The sequence below is a fragment of the Variovorax sp. GW821-FHT09B01 genome (assembly GCF_059418345.1).
Window position 1 is genome coordinate 62,604 of record NZ_JBWKPQ010000020.1, and the last position, 16,811, is coordinate 79,414.

Annotated in this window: 20 protein-coding genes; 9 read left to right on the forward strand and 11 right to left on the reverse strand. The window is 66.9% G+C overall.

What is annotated here, in order from left to right:
* The first annotated feature begins 181 nt into the window (after positions 1-181).
* The 9 genes from AC07RV_RS35190 (at position 182) to AC07RV_RS35230 (ending at position 7,558) form a co-directional block, all read left to right on the forward strand.
* The gene (locus AC07RV_RS35190; protein ID WP_016452550.1) at positions 182-529 is read left to right on the forward strand and encodes a DUF2958 domain-containing protein; all 348 of its coding nucleotides are present in this window, start codon (positions 182-184) and stop codon (positions 527-529) included.
* 342 nt (positions 530-871) lie between these two features.
* A complete protein-coding gene (locus tag AC07RV_RS35195; protein ID WP_016452549.1) occupies positions 872-1,633 on the forward strand; it encodes a DUF2285 domain-containing protein in 762 nt (253 codons plus the stop codon).
* A gap of 83 nt (positions 1,634-1,716) precedes the next feature.
* On the forward strand, positions 1,717-2,007 hold the full coding sequence (locus tag AC07RV_RS35200) for a helix-turn-helix transcriptional regulator (protein ID WP_016452548.1): 291 nt from the start codon (positions 1,717-1,719) through the stop codon (positions 2,005-2,007).
* A gap of 26 nt (positions 2,008-2,033) precedes the next feature.
* Positions 2,034-2,882 carry a replication initiator protein A gene (locus AC07RV_RS35205; protein ID WP_016452547.1) on the forward strand — a complete coding sequence of 283 codons (849 nt, stop codon included), beginning with the start codon at positions 2,034-2,036 and terminating at the stop codon, positions 2,880-2,882.
* 253 nt (positions 2,883-3,135) lie between these two features.
* Positions 3,136-3,774, forward strand: a complete 639-nt coding sequence (gene parA, locus AC07RV_RS35210; protein ID WP_016452546.1) for a ParA family partition ATPase — start codon at positions 3,136-3,138, stop codon at positions 3,772-3,774.
* Entirely contained in the window at positions 3,771-4,034 is a 264-nt protein-coding gene (locus AC07RV_RS35215; protein WP_016452545.1) for a hypothetical protein, read from the forward strand. Before parA ends, AC07RV_RS35215 begins: the two co-directional genes overlap by 4 nt.
* Positions 4,031-4,555 carry a DUF2840 domain-containing protein gene (locus tag AC07RV_RS35220; protein WP_016452544.1) on the forward strand — a complete coding sequence of 175 codons (525 nt, stop codon included), beginning with the start codon at positions 4,031-4,033 and terminating at the stop codon, positions 4,553-4,555. Before AC07RV_RS35215 ends, AC07RV_RS35220 begins: the two co-directional genes overlap by 4 nt.
* A complete protein-coding gene (locus AC07RV_RS35225) occupies positions 4,552-5,139 on the forward strand; it encodes a S26 family signal peptidase (protein WP_016452543.1) in 588 nt (195 codons plus the stop codon). The genes AC07RV_RS35220 and AC07RV_RS35225 overlap by 4 nt, the downstream gene beginning before the upstream one ends.
* Before the next feature lie 436 nt (positions 5,140-5,575).
* Complete coding sequence (locus AC07RV_RS35230) at positions 5,576-7,558, forward strand: relaxase/mobilization nuclease domain-containing protein (protein ID WP_016452542.1); 1,983 nt, start codon at positions 5,576-5,578, stop codon at positions 7,556-7,558.
* On the opposite strand, the gene AC07RV_RS35235 is transcribed toward AC07RV_RS35230, so the two are convergent.
* From AC07RV_RS35235 to AC07RV_RS35285, 11 genes are all read right to left on the reverse strand, one after another.
* Positions 7,551-7,856, reverse strand: a complete 306-nt coding sequence (locus tag AC07RV_RS35235; RefSeq protein WP_016452541.1) for a beta-ketoacyl-[acyl-carrier-protein] synthase family protein — start codon at positions 7,854-7,856, stop codon at positions 7,551-7,553. The genes AC07RV_RS35230 and AC07RV_RS35235 overlap by 8 nt on opposite strands.
* Positions 7,857-7,865: 9 nt before the next feature.
* Positions 7,866-8,861: a branched-chain amino acid ABC transporter permease gene (locus tag AC07RV_RS35240; RefSeq protein WP_197488159.1), complete on the reverse strand. Its 996-nt coding sequence runs from the start codon at positions 8,859-8,861 to the stop codon at positions 7,866-7,868.
* A gap of 11 nt (positions 8,862-8,872) precedes the next feature.
* On the reverse strand, positions 8,873-9,745 hold the full coding sequence (locus tag AC07RV_RS35245; RefSeq protein ID WP_016452539.1) for a branched-chain amino acid ABC transporter permease: 873 nt from the start codon (positions 9,743-9,745) through the stop codon (positions 8,873-8,875).
* Positions 9,746-9,764: 19 nt separating this feature from the next.
* Positions 9,765-10,481 (reverse strand): ABC transporter ATP-binding protein, encoded by a 717-nt coding sequence (locus tag AC07RV_RS35250; RefSeq protein ID WP_016452538.1) that lies wholly within the window; start codon positions 10,479-10,481, stop codon positions 9,765-9,767.
* Positions 10,478-11,245 carry an ABC transporter ATP-binding protein gene (locus AC07RV_RS35255; protein WP_016452537.1) on the reverse strand — a complete coding sequence of 256 codons (768 nt, stop codon included), beginning with the start codon at positions 11,243-11,245 and terminating at the stop codon, positions 10,478-10,480. The genes AC07RV_RS35250 and AC07RV_RS35255 overlap by 4 nt, the downstream gene beginning before the upstream one ends.
* Before the next feature lie 16 nt (positions 11,246-11,261).
* Positions 11,262-12,452, reverse strand: coding sequence for an ABC transporter substrate-binding protein (locus AC07RV_RS35260; protein ID WP_016452536.1), 1,191 nt, complete (start codon positions 12,450-12,452; stop codon positions 11,262-11,264).
* A 55-nt stretch (positions 12,453-12,507) separates the two neighbouring features.
* The gene (locus AC07RV_RS35265) at positions 12,508-13,116 is read right to left on the reverse strand and encodes a 2-hydroxychromene-2-carboxylate isomerase (RefSeq protein WP_016452535.1); all 609 of its coding nucleotides are present in this window, start codon (positions 13,114-13,116) and stop codon (positions 12,508-12,510) included.
* Positions 13,113-13,844 (reverse strand): glutathione binding-like protein, encoded by a 732-nt coding sequence (locus AC07RV_RS35270; protein WP_016452534.1) that lies wholly within the window; start codon positions 13,842-13,844, stop codon positions 13,113-13,115. Before AC07RV_RS35270 ends, AC07RV_RS35265 begins: the two co-directional genes overlap by 4 nt.
* A 147-nt stretch (positions 13,845-13,991) precedes the next feature.
* Complete coding sequence (locus AC07RV_RS35275; RefSeq protein WP_016452533.1) at positions 13,992-14,774, reverse strand: SDR family NAD(P)-dependent oxidoreductase; 783 nt, start codon at positions 14,772-14,774, stop codon at positions 13,992-13,994.
* Between the two features lie 29 nt (positions 14,775-14,803).
* Complete coding sequence (locus tag AC07RV_RS35280) at positions 14,804-15,604, reverse strand: enoyl-CoA hydratase/isomerase family protein (RefSeq protein WP_016452532.1); 801 nt, start codon at positions 15,602-15,604, stop codon at positions 14,804-14,806.
* Positions 15,601-16,782 (reverse strand): thiolase family protein, encoded by a 1,182-nt coding sequence (locus AC07RV_RS35285; RefSeq protein ID WP_016452531.1) that lies wholly within the window; start codon positions 16,780-16,782, stop codon positions 15,601-15,603. Before AC07RV_RS35285 ends, AC07RV_RS35280 begins: the two co-directional genes overlap by 4 nt.
* Positions 16,783-16,811: the final 29 nt, after the last annotated feature.

Consider the following 16,811-nt stretch of genomic DNA (forward strand, 5'->3'; position numbering starts at 1 on the left):
CTATAGGGCTACAATCTATAGTGTTCAACTATGCCTGCCTGCCGCTTTTGTGCTTTTACGGAAATCCGTATCTGCGGCTTCTCACAGAAGCGCAAAGCCGCATCCGTGCCTTTCCACAAACCCGCCAATGCGGTTTTGCGCTTTCACGCTTCGGCGGTTTTGTGCGAATGAGGGGACGCCCATGAACCAGCTCATCACCGAGGACGAGCGCAGGCTGTTGCTGGAACACGGCCAAGCCCGCGCCGCTGGCCGGGTCATCGACCCGCTGCCCGTGGTGCGGCTGTTCACGCCGGATGCACACGCCACCTGGCTGTTGGTGTCGCTCGACCCCGCCGACGGCGATACGGCCCATGGCCTGATCGACTTGGGGATCGGCATGCCCGAGCTAGGCGAGATCAAGCTGTCCGACCTCGCATCCATCGTCGGGCCGAGCAAACAGCCCGTGATGCGGGACCGGTATTTCCGGGCGGTGCGCCCGTTGTCGGAGTACCTGCGGCTGGCCCAGGAGAACGGCTCCATCCTCGATTGAGCCGTTCGCGCCCAGGCCAAGCCGGGCGCATTGAGACTATTTCGGTCTTGCTCCAGACCCGTCCGGTCTTAGTCCGCACTATCGCACCAAATCGGTGCCATCGTGGCGCAATCGGTCATGATGCCGGCCGTGGCATCGGGCACGGTGGATATCGCAGGAGGCGCGTATGTCCTCGCGCGCCACCGTCGCATTCAGACGATCCATGCAACCCATCCGATGCATTTCGTCTTGACACGCAAGTTACCAATCTACCAGCTTATTCACGATTGGATGCAAGTTTGATGCGGTGACGTTTGCGTGTGAAACCGGTGACGGCCGTCCTGCTCTACGGGAGCTTGCGTCATGGCCGAGCCGCACCACTTCGCGCACTGGTATCCGACCGCCGCCTACCTCTACGTCCTGTGCCTGGACACGCTCGCACTGGCCTGGGAGTACCTGCGTCGCCATCCCGACTACCGGCTCGACTGGCTGCGCCGTCATCGCCAAGCACAAGCAATGCATGAGGCTGCGCATCGCTGGGGCCTGCGTCTGCTGGAAGACCCGGCCTTGGACGCGCGTGACGCGCATCCGGCCTGGCTCCCCGGCCATGAGGCCGTGGTGCAGCTTCACCCCGATGCCGATCCGCCACCGGATGCCGAGCCGTTCGCGTTTTGGCGCATTCCCGGCCACAAGCAACTGCTCCACGACGGCAAGGGCCTGGCGCTGATCGCGCGCAGCCCCGGCCTTTGCCAGCGCTATGCGCTGGCGCCTGGCCTTGAGGACGGCATGGCCGTGGCCCATGCCTACCGTGGCCGTGGGGCCACCCACGTGCCTGACACGCCAGCGCCGATGGCTCGCCCCCGACCGCCCCCTGCGGCGCTGCTGGAGCTGCACACCCTGCAGGCGCTCGACGCCACCCTGGCGGGCGCGTCCTTGCGCGACGTGGCCGAGGGCTTGTTCGGTGCGGACGCCGCGGCCGGCTGGTACAGCGACGGCGGCCTGCGCTCCAAGGTGCGCCGCCTGGTGCGGCGCGGCGATGCGCTGATGCGCGGCGGCTATCGCCGCCTAGCACAGCTTGCGCCGCTTGAGAAGGGTCGTTTTGAAGAGGACGCAAAACGACCCTGAGCAGGAGCGCTTCGTTTTCTGAGACTGCCTCCATCCGGTTGCGCTGTGTGGCCGGAGCCCTGCAACCGATGGAGGTTCTCACCATGCGTCCTGCTCCCTTGCGGCCTGCCGCCGCACCCGCAGCTACCCCGGCCGCTGCTGCACAGCCGCAGCGTTATCTCACCAACGACGAGGCTGCCGACTACCTGCGGCTGTCGCCGCGCACGCTGGAAAAGCAGCGCGTGCTGGGTGGCGGCCCCAAGTTCCGCAAGTTCGGCCGCCGCGTCATGTACGCCGTGGCCGACCTCGATGCCTGGGCCGCCGAGCGCAGCTTCGAGAGCACGTCCGATCCCGAATACGCCGAGCAGCACTCGGCGGACAGCCGTGCGCGCTGATCACTGGCGCGCGGGTGGCCTTCGCCATGTTCAGCCCATCCGGGGCAGTCAGGCAGGAGCGCGAACAGCTCGATCTGTTTCGCGCCTTGCCGGGCGACATGGCGCCGCGCGACAGCCAGGACTTGATGGCCTTTCCGTTCTTCTCGCTGGCGAAGTCGCGGCGCACGACGCCGATCGACTTTCAGGCCGGCGGCATCACGATCCGCGTGGAAGGCACGCAGGAACACGGCATCGCCACGATCTGGGATGCCGACGTGCTGATCTGGGCGGCCTCGCAGATCGTGGAGGCGCGCGACGCGGGCTTGCGCCCGTCGCGGCTGATGCAGGCCACGCCCTACGAGATCCTGCGCTTCATCGGGCGCGGTACATCGCTGCGCGACTACCAGCGCCTCAAGGCCGCGCTGGATCGCCTGCAATCCACGACGGTGGCCACGTCCATCCGGGAGACCACGGGAAGGCGGCTGCACCGCTTCTCGTGGATCAACGAGTGGAAGGAGCTGGCCGATGCCAGGGGAACGCCCTTGGGACTGGAGCTGATCCTGCCGGACTGGTTCTATGCGGGCGTGCTCGATGCCGCCCTGGTGCTGACCATCGACCCGGCGTACTTCCGGCTGACGGGCGGGATCGAGCGCTGGCTGTACCGCCTGGTGCGCAAGCACGGTGGGCGGCAGCCGGGCGGGTGGCAGTTCGACTTCCAGCACCTGTACCGCAAGTCGGGCAGCACGGCCAAGCCCTACGACTTTGCCTGCGACCTGCGTGCGCTGGTCGCGCGGCAGTCACTGCCGGGCTACGTCCTGGGCATCGAACGGCTGGATGGCGCCGAGCTGCTGACCTTCCGGCCAGGGCGTCCCGTGCCGTCCACGGCACGGGGATAAACGGTGCGCGTCCTGTGGACGGGCTCGTGCTATCAGGCGTGCCAGGTATCGTGCTATCGGGCGTGGGACTATCGTGCTATCAGGCGTGTCCATCGGCCGCAAAGCCAATGCTGGCGCGGGTTTCGGTCTCCCTTAACTTCCCTAACTTAAATACTCTAACTGGTAGTAGCAGCGCCGCGTCTCGGTGGACAACCGCCACAGGACGCGAAGCGCAGCGGCAACAGCCGGGCTTTCCAACGCGGAGGGCCAGGCCATGATCGTCGCGCTGCTCAACCAGAAAGGCGGCGTGGGCAAGACCACGCTCGCAACGCACATCGCCGGCGAGCTGGCGATGCGCGGCCAGCACGTCGTCCTGCTGGATGCCGATCCGCAGGGCTCCGCGCTGGACTGGACGCAGCGCCGCAGCCAGCAAGGCTTGCCAAGGCTGTTCAGCGCTGTGGGCCTTGCTCGCGAAACCCTGCACCAGGAAGCGCCAGAACTCGCCAGGCGGGCCGATCACGTCGTCATCGACGGGCCACCACGCATCGCGGCGCTGGCGCGCTCCGCGCTGCTGGCGGCCGAGCGGGTGCTGATTCCCGTGCAGCCCAGTCCCTACGACCTGTGGGCCAGTGCCGAGATGGTGGCGCTGATCCGCGAGGCGCAGGTGTTTCGGCCTGCGCTGCGCGCGGCGTTTGTCATCAACCGGCGCGTCAGCACCACGGTGATCGGACGCGAAGCACGCGGAGCGCTGGCCGAGCAGCCGCTGCCCGCGCTGCGCGCGGAAGTGCATCAACGCATCGTGTTCGCCGACAGCGTGGCCGCTGGCCGACTGGCGCGCGAGACGGCGCCCGACAGCGCCGCCGCCAGCGAAATCACCGCGCTGGTGGACGAACTGCTGCGGTGGCCGTCATGAGCAGTCCCGCCAGCAAACGCACGGGCAAGCGCGTGGGCATCGGCGCGCGCCCGCCCGCGAATCCGCACGCCGAGGCGTGGATTCGCCAGGGCAGCGCCGATGACCTCCAGAAAGGCGACCTCTACACGGCCCGCCTGACCCTCGACATCACGCCCGCCATGCGGGCGCGCATCAAGGTATCGGCCTTCACGCAAGGCGTGACGGTGGCTGATCTGTTGCGCGCGCTGCTGAAGCGGGAATTCCCGGAGAAGTCTCCATGATCACACCCGTTTCGACAGCATTGCCGACGTCATCTGCCCCGCCAGTCGGCCGAGCCGATGGCGTGCCGCTGACGCGCGTTGCGCTCGCCTACATCGACCAACGCTTCGACCTCTATCTGCGCTTCGGCGATCCCTCGCGCATCATCCGATTCGACCGCTGGCGTCGCTGCGCGGTGTTCACGCCGAACGCGGTTCTCTGCCGCATCCGCTGGCAGGCCAACGACTACGGCACGATCCGCTGGCAGCTCATGGTGATGCAGGCGTGCATGCCGATGGATGGCGCGCAGCGCATCCCCGGCGTGCAGCCGGGCGCGCGCCTGTTGCTGCACGCCGAGGGTGAGCAATCGGTGCGTGCCGTGCTGGAACGCATCGACGGCATCGAAGCGCTGGGCATCACGCCTGCTACCGCCTCGCCCGCGTACTGGCGCACGCTGGGCAACCGGCTCGCGGCGCGCTTGCCGCTGCCCGAATACAGCGCCGAGCGGCACGCCGCCTGGCTGGCCGTGAGGGCGCTGTCATGAGCACGATTTCTGTTCCCACTGCTGTCACGCATCCACGCTCGCGCCTGCGCGCTCGCCTCATGCTGGCGGGCCTGTCCACCTGCGGCCTCGCTGCGCTTGCCTGGGCGTCCTTCGTGCATCCGCTGCCGCGCCTGACCTACAACCCATCCGACAGCGTGGCGGTCGGATGGTATCGCGTCGATCCGCTCGACCATCGCACCAGCTCGCCGCCACGTCCGTTGTCCGTGGGTAGCATCGTGTTGGTGCCGCTGCCCGCCGAGGCCGCCGCGCTGGCTGCGCAGCGCGGCTACCTACCGACGCGCATCCCGTTGCTCAAGCGCGTGGGCGCGATGGCGCCGCAAGAGGTGTGTATCGCTGACGGCAAAGTCCGCATCGACGGCGTGCCTTCAGCCGCCGTGTTGCCTGCCGATCGCTGGGGCCGGCCGCTGCCATCCTGGCAGCAGTGCCGTCGCCTTCAGCCTGGCGAGCTGTTCCTGCTCAGCGCGACCAATCCGGCGTCTTTCGACAGCCGGTATTTCGGGCCGGTCAGCGCAGCCGCCGTGGTTGGCGTTGCGCGCCCGGTTTGGCTGGAGTCGCGCCCATGATGGCCGCTGATTCGCTGTGCATCATCGTGCTATCGGGCGTGTCGTTCCGGCGGCGTTCCGTGTGTCGTCGCACATGCAGTGCGAGCGCATCCGCGCCGCACTTCACGCTGCCTCCGGCGCAGCCGTCCCACGTGCAGGCGTCTTGTCTCGAACACGGATGGCCTGCGGCCATCGCCGTGTTCGCCGGTGCGCTGGCTGCCGGTGCAGCCTTGCCGCCGGGCCGCAGTTGCCTGGAGCGGATGCGGGAGGCAAATGCGGAAGGCAAGACAAAAGGGGGCGGCACCTGTCGGCCCGCAAAGCCAGTCTGCACGTGGGGGTGGCGCGGCACGCAGCGGCTTCGCCGCCGTGCTGCTTGTGGCGCGTGGCCCGCGTCGATATGGGCTTGTTCGCGTGCTTCGCACGACGGACTACGCCCCAGCTTTCAGGGAGAGAAGTCATGATCAACCGCCGCGACGACGATTTCCACATCCGCCCCAGCGCGCCAAAAAACCGCGGCCAGGGCTTCGTTTCCAAGGTGCTCCAGCAGGCCGGCAAGGCCAGTGGCGGCAAGTCCTCGGTGCGCCGTCCGGCATCGGCCGTCGGCGGCAAGGCCACCGGCCAGCGGCCCGGCTCACGCCTGGGGCGCGGCCATACGGCGGCGCGGTTTGCGGGCGCGAAGCTGACACCCATGTCGCGGCGCGTGACCATCAAGACCCTACTGGTGAACCAGCAGCGGGCCAGCCCGCAATCGCTCGCCAAGCACCTACGCTACATCGAGCGCGACGGCGTGGGCCGCGACGGCGAGCCAGGCCAAGCCTACGGGCCGCAGACCGATACCGCCGACCTCGACGCCTTCAAGGAACGCTGCGCCGACGACCGGCATCACTTCCGCTTCATCGTCTCGCCCGAGGACGGCGCGGAGCTGGAAGACCTGCGCACCTATACACGGCATCTGATGAACCGCATGGAAGCTGACCTGGGCACACGGCTGGAATGGGTGGCCGTTGATCACTGGAACACCGACAACCCCCACGCCCACCTGATCGTGCGCGGGCGCGACGATACCAGCAAAGACCTCATCATCGCGGGTGACTACATCGCCGATGGCTTTCGGCATCGCGCATCCGAGCTGGCGACCGAATGGCTGGGGCCGCGCACCGAACTGGAGATCCAGCAGACCTTGCAACGCGAGGTGGAGCAGGAGCGGTGGACGAGCCTGGATCGCACGCTGAAACGCGAGGCCGGCGAAGACGGCCGGGTGCAGATCGAACGCTTCAACGAACCGAAGCTGCAACGCCAACGCCTGCTGCTGATCGGCCGCCTGCAACGCTTGCAGCGCCTGGGGCTGGCCGACGAGACGCAGCCGGGCACCTGGGCCGTCCATGCCGATGCCGAGAAGACCCTGCGCGCCCTGGGCGAGCGTGGCGACATCATCCGCACCATGCAGCGTGCCATGCGCGGCGAGCCGCGCGAACTGGCGGTGTTCGAGCCGGGCGACGATGGCCGAACCATTCTCGGCCGCGTAGCCGCGAAGGGGCTGGCCGACGAGCTGCGCGACCGTGGCTATCTGGTCATCGACGGGGTGGACGGCAAGGCCCACTACGTCGCGCTCAACACCCGCGACGAGCTGGCGAACTATCCCACCGGCGCCGTGGTGGAGGTGAAGGGATCGGCCGACGTGCGCGCGGCCGACAAGAACATCGCCGTGCTGGCGAGCGATGGTCTGTACCGCACCGACCACCACCTTGCTATCGCGCAGGGCCAGGCCGTGCCGGGCCGCGATCCGCAGGAAGTCGTCGCGGCCCACGTCCGGCGCTTGGAAGCCCTGCGCCGGGCAGGCATCGTGGAGCGCGTGGCCGAAGGGCTATGGAAGGTGCCGGGCGACCTGCCCGATCAGGGCCGTCGCTACGACGCGCAGCGCCTGGGCGGCGTGGCCGTGGAGCTGAAATCGCACCTGCCCATCGAGCGGCAGGCCCGCGTGATCGGGGCCACCTGGCTTGACCAGCAGTTGATCGGCGGCGGCTCTGGCCTGGGCGACCTGGGCTTTGGCGGTGAGGCCAAGCAGGCAATGCAACAGCGCACCGACTTCCTGGCCGAACAGGGGCTGGCCGAGCGGCGCGGCCAACGCGTCATCCTGGCGCGCAATCTGCTGGCAACGCTGCGCAGCCGGGATGTAGCGCATGCCGCGAAGGACTTGGCCGCCGAAACTGGCCTGGAGCATCGGCCCGTGGCCGATGGCCAGCGCGTGGCGGGCATCTACCGCCGCAGCGTCATGCTGGCCAGCGGGCGCTACGCCATGCTCGATGACGGCATGGGGTTCAGCCTGGTGCCATGGAGGCCTGTCATCGAACAACGACTCGGTATGCCGATTTCTGCGCAGGTACATGACGGCCGCGTATCCTGGCAAATCCGACGGCAACAGGGCTTATCTGTTATCTGAAGCCAGCAGCATATCGAGCACCCACTGCAAGGATGCGTCTACAAGCGTTCTCGATGTTGACGACCGGAATGCGCCTGATGCCCATGCCGCGCAACGCCACCTTTCCGGGGATCAGCACCTGGTCGGCCATGACACCAGCAGCGGCGTTGCGCATGTGGGGCGCCTGCAGTTGGGACGGGGTGATGCCTGCATCGGCAATGGCTTCGCCAATCGCCTCGGCGGTGAGCGATTTGAGACCGCAGTCAATGTGCTTGCCGGAACGGGTCATGCCCGTGCCAGCGACGAAGACGGGCTGCATGGAAAGCATCTAAGACTGGGCGGATGAGGAATTTGCACGCCTGCGCCGGAGGCTGGTGATCCAGCCGCTCAAGCCATTGGGGGCCAGGAAGACCACCGCGAGCAGTGCGAAGCCGAAGATCATCCACGGCGCGGATTGCGACACGCTCTCGGCCAAGTTGGGCGTGAGCACGATGAAGGCAGCCCCCAGGAAGGCGCCCCACAGGCTGCGCACCCCGCCCACGAAGCTGCCCACCAGCAGGGACACCGAGAGCAGGAAGGGAAAGTTCTCGGGCGCGACGAACTGGCCCGCCACCACGCTCAGGGCACCGGCCAGGCCGGTGAACGCCGCGCTGAGGCCGAACATCTGCGTGCGCAGGGCGGTGATGTCGAGCCCGCCCGCCGCCGCCGCGAGCGGCTGGTCGCGCGAGGCGTCCACCAGGCGGCCGAACTGCGAGCCGAGAATCCGCCGCGCCAGCAGGAAGGCGCAGAGCGCGCAGGCCGCAACGCAGGCCATGATGGCCCAGTCCGCCCGGTCGGCCAGCACTCCTGGGAACACAGGTTTTTCCAGGACGATCCCCGCCACGCCGCCGGTCAGCCACTCGATCTTTTTCCACTTGAGCGCCTGCGGTGTCACCACCGCCACCGCGAAGGTGGACAGCGCCAGATAAAGCATGGGCAGCCGCAGCGCCGGGAAGCCGAAGAGGAAACCCGCCACGAAGCACAACAGCGCCGCCACCGGCACGCCCACGTAGAATGGCCAGCCCAGGTGATGCGAGAGCACCGCCGCAGTATAGGCACCGATGGCGAAGAAGGCGCTGTGGCCGAGCGAGATCTGGCCCGTGTAGCCGGTGAGCAGGTTCAGGCCCATGATGGCGATGCCATAGATCAGCACCTGCGTCATCACGTACAACGGATAACTTTGCCAACTAAAGGACCAGGCCAGCAGCGCGAGCCCGACCACCGAGGCCGTCCAGCGCAACCAGGTGGGCGATGCCGCCGGGCGGATGTTGAGTGGGGCGTTCATGGTACTCATGCTCACACCCTCACCTGGGCCGTCTTGCCGAAGATACCGGCGGGCCGCAAGACCAGCATCGCGATGATCAACAGCATGATGCAGGTCAGTTTCAGGTCGTTGCCGACCACGTAGGCGCCCAGCAGGTTCTCCAGTACCCCGACGGCGAAGCCCCCGGCCACGGCGCCCACAGGGCTGGCGATGCCGCCCAGCAGCGCGCCCGCCAGTGCGTAGATCAGCGGCCCCATCATCATCGACGGCTCCAGGAACACGATGGGCGCGGCCATCAGCCCCGCCACGGCACCGGCCACCGCTGCAAGACCCCAGCCCACGGCCAGCACCTTGTTGGTGCTGATGCCCGACAGTTCCGCCGACGGCGCGTTCACCGCCACCGCACGCATCGCCAGGCCGAACCGGGTGAAGCGGAAGAACGCGAATACCGCCGCCAGTTCGGCCAGGGTGACGAGCAGAACGCCGACCTCGTGGGCCGACAGATAGGGTTCGGCACGGCTGAGGACGCCACCGAACGGCGTGGCGAACTCCAGCATCTCATGCCCGAACAGCCAGCCGACCAGGCTGTTCAAGATGATGAGCAGCGCGATGCTGGCCGCCACGACCGAGAGCACCGGCTTGTGCCGCAGGGGCTGGAAGATGACCCGTTCCAGCGCCAGCCCGAGCAGGAAGGAACCCACGACCACGACGGCGAAGGCCACCCACCATGATGCGCCCGCCTGAACCAACGCCCAGCTCATATAGGTGGAGAACATCGCCAGTTCGCCCTGCGCGAAGTTGACGGACGAAGTGCAGCGATAGATGAGCACAAGCGCGATGGCGAGGCTGGCATAGATGCCGCCCGCCGCCAGGCCCGAAGCTATCTGGTGAAGGAATGCTTGCATGGTGATGAACCTTTTTTGATCAGTGGCCGAGGTAGCTGCGGCGCACGGCGTCGTCTTCGCGCAGCTCGGCTGCGGTGCCCTGGGCAGTGACGCGCCCGCTTTCGAGCACATAGGCCCGGTTGACTAGGTTCAGCGCGACCTGGGCGTTCTGCTCCACGATGAGCGCCGTGAGGTGCTCGGTTTCGCGCAACTGGTGCAGGAGTTCGTAGATCTCCTGCGTCACGCGCGGCGCGATGCCGAACGAAGGCTCGTCCAGCAGCAGCATCTTGGGGCGCGTCATCAGCGCGCGCGCGATGGCCAGCATCTGCTGCTCGCCGCCGCTGAGCGTGCCCGCCGCCTGCTTCGCGCGGCTGGACAGCTTGGGAAACAGCGTCTGCATCCGGGCGATGTCCTGCTCGATGCCGTCCTTGTCGCGGCGGTGGATGGCGCCCACGCGCAGGTTTTCCAGCACCGTCAGGTCGCCAAAGGTGCCGCGCCCTTCGGGCACGTGGGCGATGCCCAGCGAGGCGATGGCGGGCGCGGCCATGTCGATGATGTCCTGGCCCTCGAAGCGCAGCGTGCCCTTGGCAGTCACCTGCTGGTGGCTGATGGCGCGCAGGATGGAGGTCTTTCCCGCGCCGTTGGCGCCGAGCAGCGCCACCATCTCGCCGGCCTGCACGTGCAGGTCGATGCCATGCACCACCGCCGTTCGGCCGTAGGCCACCGCGAGGTTGCGGATTTCAAGCCGTTGGGTCACAGCACACCTCCCAGATAGGCATCGAGCACGGCGTCGTTGTTGGCCACTTCCTCGGGCGAGCCCTGGGCGAGCTTGCGGCCAAAGCTCAGTACCGCGAGGTCGGAGCAGGTCTTCATCACGAAGCGCATGTTGTGCTCCACGATCACCATGGTCAGCTTCAATTCCTCGTGCAGGCGCAGCAGCACGTCGCGCAGTTCATCGACCTCGCCAGCGGTGAGGCCAGCGGCGGGTTCGTCAAGCAGCAGCAGCTTGGGCCGCGTCACCAGCGCCCGCGCGATTTCCACGCGGTGCTGGATGCCCACCGGCAGTTCCGCCACGCCCCGGTCGGCATAGTCGGACAGCCGCAGCGTGGCCAGGGCCGCGTCAGCCGAGTGCGCGATTTCTTCCTCGGCGGCACGGACGGCGCGCGAGCGCAGCGCGGCACCCAGCATCGACACCGGCAGCCGCGCGTGCGCACCCACCATCACGTTTTCGCGCACCGTGAGCGAGGGGTAGAGCGCCACGTTCTGGAAGGTGCGGCTCAGACCCAGCCGTGCCACGCCGTGGCGCGGCAGGCGCGTCAACTCGGCCTGGCCGAAGCGCACGCTGCCGTGGGTGGGCCGGTACAGGCCGCTGATGCAGTTGAAGCAGGTCGTCTTGCCAGCGCCGTTCGGCCCGATCAGGCCGAAGATGCAGCCCTCGGGCACGTCCATCGAGAAGGCGTCCAGCGCGACGACACCGCCGAAGCGGATCGTCAGGTCGCGTACGGAAAGAATGGGTTCCATCGCTGCGCTCGCCCCGTCAGGACGGCATCACCTTCCAGCTCGTGCCGTCGAACTGCTGGATGCGCATGTCCGGTATCGGGTGAGGGCGGGCGTCGCTGGTCTTGACACGCAGGCCCGGCAGCATCATGGGCAAATCCATGTCCAGGCGGCGCGACTGCCGCATGATGTTCTCGCGCGAGAGGTCGTTGCCGCACTGCTTGAGCAACTGCACTGTCACTTGCCCAAGGCAGGCACCGAGCACGGTGAGGTACTCCTTGGCCGCGCCTTTGTTGTATTTGTCCATGAAGGCATGCCAGGCCAGGACACCAGGGTCGTCCTTCCAGGTCGGATCGCTCGGATCCTTGAGGAACGCGGCGCTCATGATGCCCTTGACCTTGTCCAGCCCCACCGGAGTCAGCACCGCGGGCACCGAAGATGCGCTCGGGTTGATGTAGATGGCCGGGCGCCAGCCGATGTCGTGGGTCTTGCGCAGCGACTGGAGGGTGGCTTTGGGCGAACCCCACGCCACCAGCACGTCCGCGCCCGAGGCATGCATGGAGACGATCTGCGAGTCCACCGTCGGATCCGACACTTCATGCGACTCTTCGCTGATGAGCTTCTTCCCGGCGGCAGCCAGAACCTCCTTCACGCCACGCAGCACATCCTTGCCGGCGTCGTCGTTCTGGTAGAACATGGCGATCTTCGCGTTGGGCCGCGTCTGCAGGATGTGCCTGGCCAGGATGCGCCCTTCGTCGGTGTACAGGGGCAGCCAGCCCATGCTCCAGGGGAACTTAGCCGCATCATCCAGCCACGTGGCAGAGCCGGACGAAACGAAGAGTTGCGGTACTTTGGCGTTGTTGAGATAGCTGCGCGACGCCAGCCCAGTGGACGAGCCTATCTGCGCCGCGAGAAAAGCCACCTGATCGCGCTCCACCAGGCGGCGCGATTGCTCCAGGGTTTTCGGCGGGCTGTAGCCATCGTCGGCCAGCACCAGCTTGAGCTGGCGCCCATTCACGCCGCCCTCGGCGTTGACCAGGTCAAACCATGCAGACATGGTCTTGCCGACGACGCCATAGCCTGCGGCCGGGCCGCTGAGCGGCCCGGTCGAGCCGATCTTGATCTCGCGATCCGTCACGCCCGGGGTGCCTGCGCCCTGCGCGCGGACCAGGCCAGAAACGCCGGTCAGCATGGCGCCGGAAAGCATGGTGATGAATTGTCTTTTTTGCATGATGTCTCCTGTGGTGGTGGTGAGATGAATGGATGGGTGAACCCTGCTTGCGGTATCAGGCCGTCTTCCCTTGCAGGCGCAGCACGGCTTCGCGGATCAGCGGCATGCGGTCGTTGCCGAAATACATGTCGGTCTTGTCCACAAAGATGGTCGGCGAGCCAAAGCCGCCGCGCGCGACCACCTCATCGGTGTTGGCCTTGAGCTGATCCTTGATCGCCTGCTCGCCGATGCCTGCAAAGAATGGGGCGGGATCGATGCCAATGCGCTGGCACACATGGGTCAGCACCGAATCCTGCGAGATGTCCTGGTCCTCGCCCCAATAGGCTTCAAATATGGCGCGGGCAAACGGCACCATGTCGTTGCCGAGCCAGACGCAGCCGCGCATCGCCTTCACGCTGTTGACGGGAAACACCGTCGGCGGCATCTTGATCGCAAGCCCCGTCGAGCGGGCCCAATCTGCCAGATCCTTTTTCAGGTAGCGGGCCTTCTGCGGCACCGGCGTCTCGCGCGAGGCGTAGACGGTCGGATTGATCGTGTTGAAGATGCCGCCGACCAGGATGGGCCGCCATGTGACCTCGACGCCCAGTTCGTCGGCGAGCGGCTGGATGTTGTGGAAGGCGAGATAGGTCCAGGGGCTGGAGCAGTCGAAGAAGAATTCGATCATGGTGTTTCTCGCTGGTTGTTGGGCGACATGCGGTGTGCCATCTCCTTGGCCTTCTGGCCGAACATGTTCTTTCTTGCTTCGTCGTCCAGCGGCTCCTTCTCGAATTTGCCGACCGCCAGTCCCGCCTGCACTTGCGGCCGGGCGCGCACGCTGGCGTACCAGCGCTTGATGTGGGGAAAATCGTCGAGCGTGAAGCCTTGCGCCTTGTGGGTCATGGCCCAGGGAAAGCAGGCGATGTCGGCGATGCCGTACTCGGCGCCGGCGACATAGGCGCCGGTCTTGCCGAGCTGGGTATCGAGCACGCGATACAGCCGCGCCGCTTCGTCGCGGTAACGCTCGATCGCGTAGGCGATCTTTTCCTGCGCATACAGCGCAAAGTGACCATGCTGGCCGAGCATGGGCCCCAGTCCGCTCACCTGCCACATCACCCATTGCATGGTTTGGGTGAAGCCGCGCAGATCCGTGGGCAGGAAGCGGTTGGTTTTCTGGGCCAGATAGACCAGGATGGCGCCGGTCTCGAACACCGAAAGCGGGCCGCCGCCGTCGAGCGGCGCATGGTCCACTATGGCCGGAATGCGGTTGTTCGGGCTGATCGCCAGAAATTCCGGCTTGAATTGCTCGCCAGCGCGGATGTTGACCGGAGTCACCGTATAGGGAAGTCCGAGTTCCTCAAGCAGGATGGAGATCTTCCAGCCGTTGGGTGTCGGTGCGTAATGCAGGTCAATCATGGCGAATGACGCTCCTGGCGAGCTGCGGATCGACATCACGCCATGACTTGCAGTCACCCGTGGCCGGCCCCCTGACATTCCAGGCTCCCGTCGCGCGGCTTTCTCGGGTTGACGACATCATGCGCAGCTCTTCGAGGGTTCAAGGCGTCAGCGCGGCGCCATGCGGAGGGCCCCATCCACGCGGATGGACTCGGCGTTCATGTAGCCGCAAGTGACCAGAAACTCGACGGCCTGCGCGAATTCATCGGGGTCGCCCAAACGCTTGGGAAAGGGCACGCTGGCCGCCAGCGCTTGCTTGACGTTGTCCGGCAGGGCCAGCAGCAAGGGGGTGCCGAAGATCCCCGGCAGGATGGTGTTGACGCGAACGCCTTCGTCCATCAGGTCGCGTGCGATCGGCAAGGTCATGCCCATGACGGCGGCCTTGCTGGCGGCATAGCTGGCCTGGCCGACCTGGCCGTCCACCGCAGCGGCCGAAGCGGTGTTGACCACGACGCCGCGGTCGCCGTCGGCCAGCGGTTCCAGCGCCAGCATGCCCGCCGTCGATTTGGCAATGCAGCGGAACGTGCCCACCAGGTTGATCTGCACGATGCGGTTGAAGCGATCCACCGCACTCGGGCGGATCTCACCCGTTTTCCGATCGCGGCTGACAGTCTTGACGGCGTCGGCCGTGCCGGCGCAGTTGACCAAAACGCGTTCCTGCCCGATCGCGGCGCGGGCCTTGGCGAAGGCTGCGTCCACCTGCTCCTCGGACGTTACGTCCACGTTGCAGTAAACGCCGCCAAGCTCGCTGGCCAACGCCTGGCCGACGGCTTCGTTCATGTCGAAGATGGCGACCTTGACGCCATGGCTGGCCAAACGCCGGGCCGTGGCGGCCCCCAGGCCGGAAGCCCCCCCGGTGATGACGGCAGAAATGCCGGAATTGAGTTGCATGGTTTTTCCTTGAAGATGACAGACAGGCGTTATTGGCCGGTGAATTTGGGGGTGCGCTTGCCCAGGAATGCCGCTTGCCCTTCCAGGTTGTCGGCCGAACGCAAAGCGACAACGAAATTGCGCTTCTCATGCTCCAGGCCCTGCGCGAGCGGGGTTTCAAAGCTGGCCAGGGCCGCATCCTTGGCCAGCGCCACGGCCAGCGGCGAATTGGCCGCAATCCGGCTGGCCATCGCCAACGCCGTCGGCAGGGCCTGGCCGTCCGCCGTCACTTCGGCGACGATGCCGACGTCGCAAGCCTTGCGGGCATCCATGAAATCGCCGGTCAGCAACAGCGCCATGGCTTTGGACTTGCCGATGGCATGAATCAAGCGCTGGGTGCCGCCCGCACCGGGGATGGCGCCCAGCTTGACTTCCGGCACGCCGAACTTGGCGGACTCGCCCGCGATCACGATGTCGCAGGCCAGCGCCAGTTCCGTGCCGCCGCCCAGCGCGACCTTTTCCACCGCCGCGATGACGGGCTTGGGGAAGCGCCCCAGCGCCGCAAAGAAGTCCCAGCCGGTCGCCGAGCGGTCGCCCAGCAGCGGCGCGGCGCGCAGCACTTCAAAGGCCGTGATGTCGGCGCCCGCGCAAAACACGCCCTCGGCGCCGGTGATGACGACGACCCGCACGACATCGTCGTCGCGCAGTTGCGCAAGCTGTGCGGACAGGCCATCGAACACCGCGCGGTTCAGGCTGTTCTTCGCACGCGGGCGGTTGATGGTCAGGGTGACGACGGCGCCGTCACGGCTGACGAGCACTTCACTGGCTTCGCTCATGGTGGCCCCGCTCATGCAAGCCGCTCGATGATGGTGGTGTTGGCCGTGCCCGAAGCCTCGCAGATGGTTTGCAGGCCATAGCGGCCGCCCCGGCGCTCCAGTTCGTACAGCAGGTCGGTGAGCATGCGCGCGCCGGTGGAACCCAGCGGATGGCCAATGGCCATCGAGCCGCCGTTGACATTCAGGCGGTCGTCCGGGATGCCGAATTCCTGCTGGAACATCAGCGGCACGCCGCCGAAAGCCTCGTTGACTTCGAACAGGTCGATGTCGTTGATGGTCAGGCCCGATTCCTTCAATGCCTTGCGGGTGGAGTCGAGCACGGCGGTGAACTGGATCACCGGGTCGGCGGCGGCCACGGCGGTGCTGACGAAGCGCGCACGCGGCTTGAGGCCATGCTTTTTGGCATAGGCACGGCTGGCGATCAGCAGTGCGGCGGCGCCGTCGCTGATCTGCGACGAGTTGCCGGCGGTGGTGGTGCCGTTGGCGGCAAACACGGCTTTCAGCGTGGCCAGCTTCTCGGGGTCGGGGTTGGCGCGCACGCCCTCGTCGGCGGCGACGACGGGGCTGTTCGGGTCGGCCGGGTCCTCGGTCAGATGCACCAGTTGATCCTTGATGCGACCGGCCTGAATCGCCTCGGCGGCGCGCTTGTGGCTGCGCACGGCGGATGCATCCAGGACTTCACGGGTCAGGCCGAAGCGCGAGTTCAGCAACTCCGACGAAACGCCTTGCGGTATCAGCGGGTTGTCCTGGTAGCGCGCCAGTTCGCGCGGGCTGTATTGCGCGCCCAGCGGCGCGCCGGGCTTGAACGACGGCGGCAGCGGCGCCTGCGACATCGACTCCACCCCCCCGCCGATGGCCAGCTGGTAGGCCCCCGCCTGGATGCCATGCACGGCAAAACTCACCGCCTGCTGGCCGGAGCCGCATTGCCGGTCCACCGTCACAGCCGGGACGGATTCGGGCAGCCCCGCCGCCAGCACGGCATGGCGGGCCAGGTTGCCATGCTGCTGGTCCCACTGCAGCACACAGCCGACGATCACGTCGTCCAGATCGGAGGGGTTGACGCCGGACTGTTCGACCAGCTGGCGCAGCGTCTCGGCCATCAGATCGACGGGGTGCCATTTTTGCAGGCGCCCGCCGCGCTTGCCCACGGGGGTGCGCAGCGCGCCGACGATCACGGGTTCATGGTCATTCATGTGGTTCTCCTGGTAAGAAACTGGGGGTC

Coding starts and splice junctions, on each gene's coding strand:
- AC07RV_RS35190 (WP_016452550.1), top strand. CDS start 182: ATGAACCAGCTCATCACCGAGGACGAGCGCAGGCTGTTGCTGGAACAC.
- AC07RV_RS35195 (WP_016452549.1), top strand. CDS start 872: ATGGCCGAGCCGCACCACTTCGCGCACTGGTATCCGACCGCCGCCTAC.
- AC07RV_RS35200 (WP_016452548.1), top strand. CDS start 1,717: ATGCGTCCTGCTCCCTTGCGGCCTGCCGCCGCACCCGCAGCTACCCCG.
- AC07RV_RS35205 (WP_016452547.1), top strand. CDS start 2,034: ATGTTCAGCCCATCCGGGGCAGTCAGGCAGGAGCGCGAACAGCTCGAT.
- parA (WP_016452546.1), top strand. CDS start 3,136: ATGATCGTCGCGCTGCTCAACCAGAAAGGCGGCGTGGGCAAGACCACG.
- AC07RV_RS35215 (WP_016452545.1), top strand. CDS start 3,771: ATGAGCAGTCCCGCCAGCAAACGCACGGGCAAGCGCGTGGGCATCGGC.
- AC07RV_RS35220 (WP_016452544.1), top strand. CDS start 4,031: ATGATCACACCCGTTTCGACAGCATTGCCGACGTCATCTGCCCCGCCA.
- AC07RV_RS35225 (WP_016452543.1), top strand. CDS start 4,552: ATGAGCACGATTTCTGTTCCCACTGCTGTCACGCATCCACGCTCGCGC.
- AC07RV_RS35230 (WP_016452542.1), top strand. CDS start 5,576: ATGATCAACCGCCGCGACGACGATTTCCACATCCGCCCCAGCGCGCCA.
- AC07RV_RS35235 (WP_016452541.1), bottom strand. CDS start 7,856: ATGCAGCCCGTCTTCGTCGCTGGCACGGGCATGACCCGTTCCGGCAAG.
- AC07RV_RS35240 (WP_197488159.1), bottom strand. CDS start 8,861: ATGAACGCCCCACTCAACATCCGCCCGGCGGCATCGCCCACCTGGTTG.
- AC07RV_RS35245 (WP_016452539.1), bottom strand. CDS start 9,745: ATGCAAGCATTCCTTCACCAGATAGCTTCGGGCCTGGCGGCGGGCGGC.
- AC07RV_RS35255 (WP_016452537.1), bottom strand. CDS start 11,245: ATGGAACCCATTCTTTCCGTACGCGACCTGACGATCCGCTTCGGCGGT.
- AC07RV_RS35260 (WP_016452536.1), bottom strand. CDS start 12,452: ATGCAAAAAAGACAATTCATCACCATGCTTTCCGGCGCCATGCTGACC.
- AC07RV_RS35265 (WP_016452535.1), bottom strand. CDS start 13,116: ATGATCGAATTCTTCTTCGACTGCTCCAGCCCCTGGACCTATCTCGCC.
- AC07RV_RS35270 (WP_016452534.1), bottom strand. CDS start 13,844: ATGATTGACCTGCATTACGCACCGACACCCAACGGCTGGAAGATCTCC.
- AC07RV_RS35275 (WP_016452533.1), bottom strand. CDS start 14,774: ATGCAACTCAATTCCGGCATTTCTGCCGTCATCACCGGGGGGGCTTCC.
- AC07RV_RS35280 (WP_016452532.1), bottom strand. CDS start 15,604: ATGAGCGGGGCCACCATGAGCGAAGCCAGTGAAGTGCTCGTCAGCCGT.
- AC07RV_RS35285 (WP_016452531.1), bottom strand. CDS start 16,782: ATGAATGACCATGAACCCGTGATCGTCGGCGCGCTGCGCACCCCCGTG.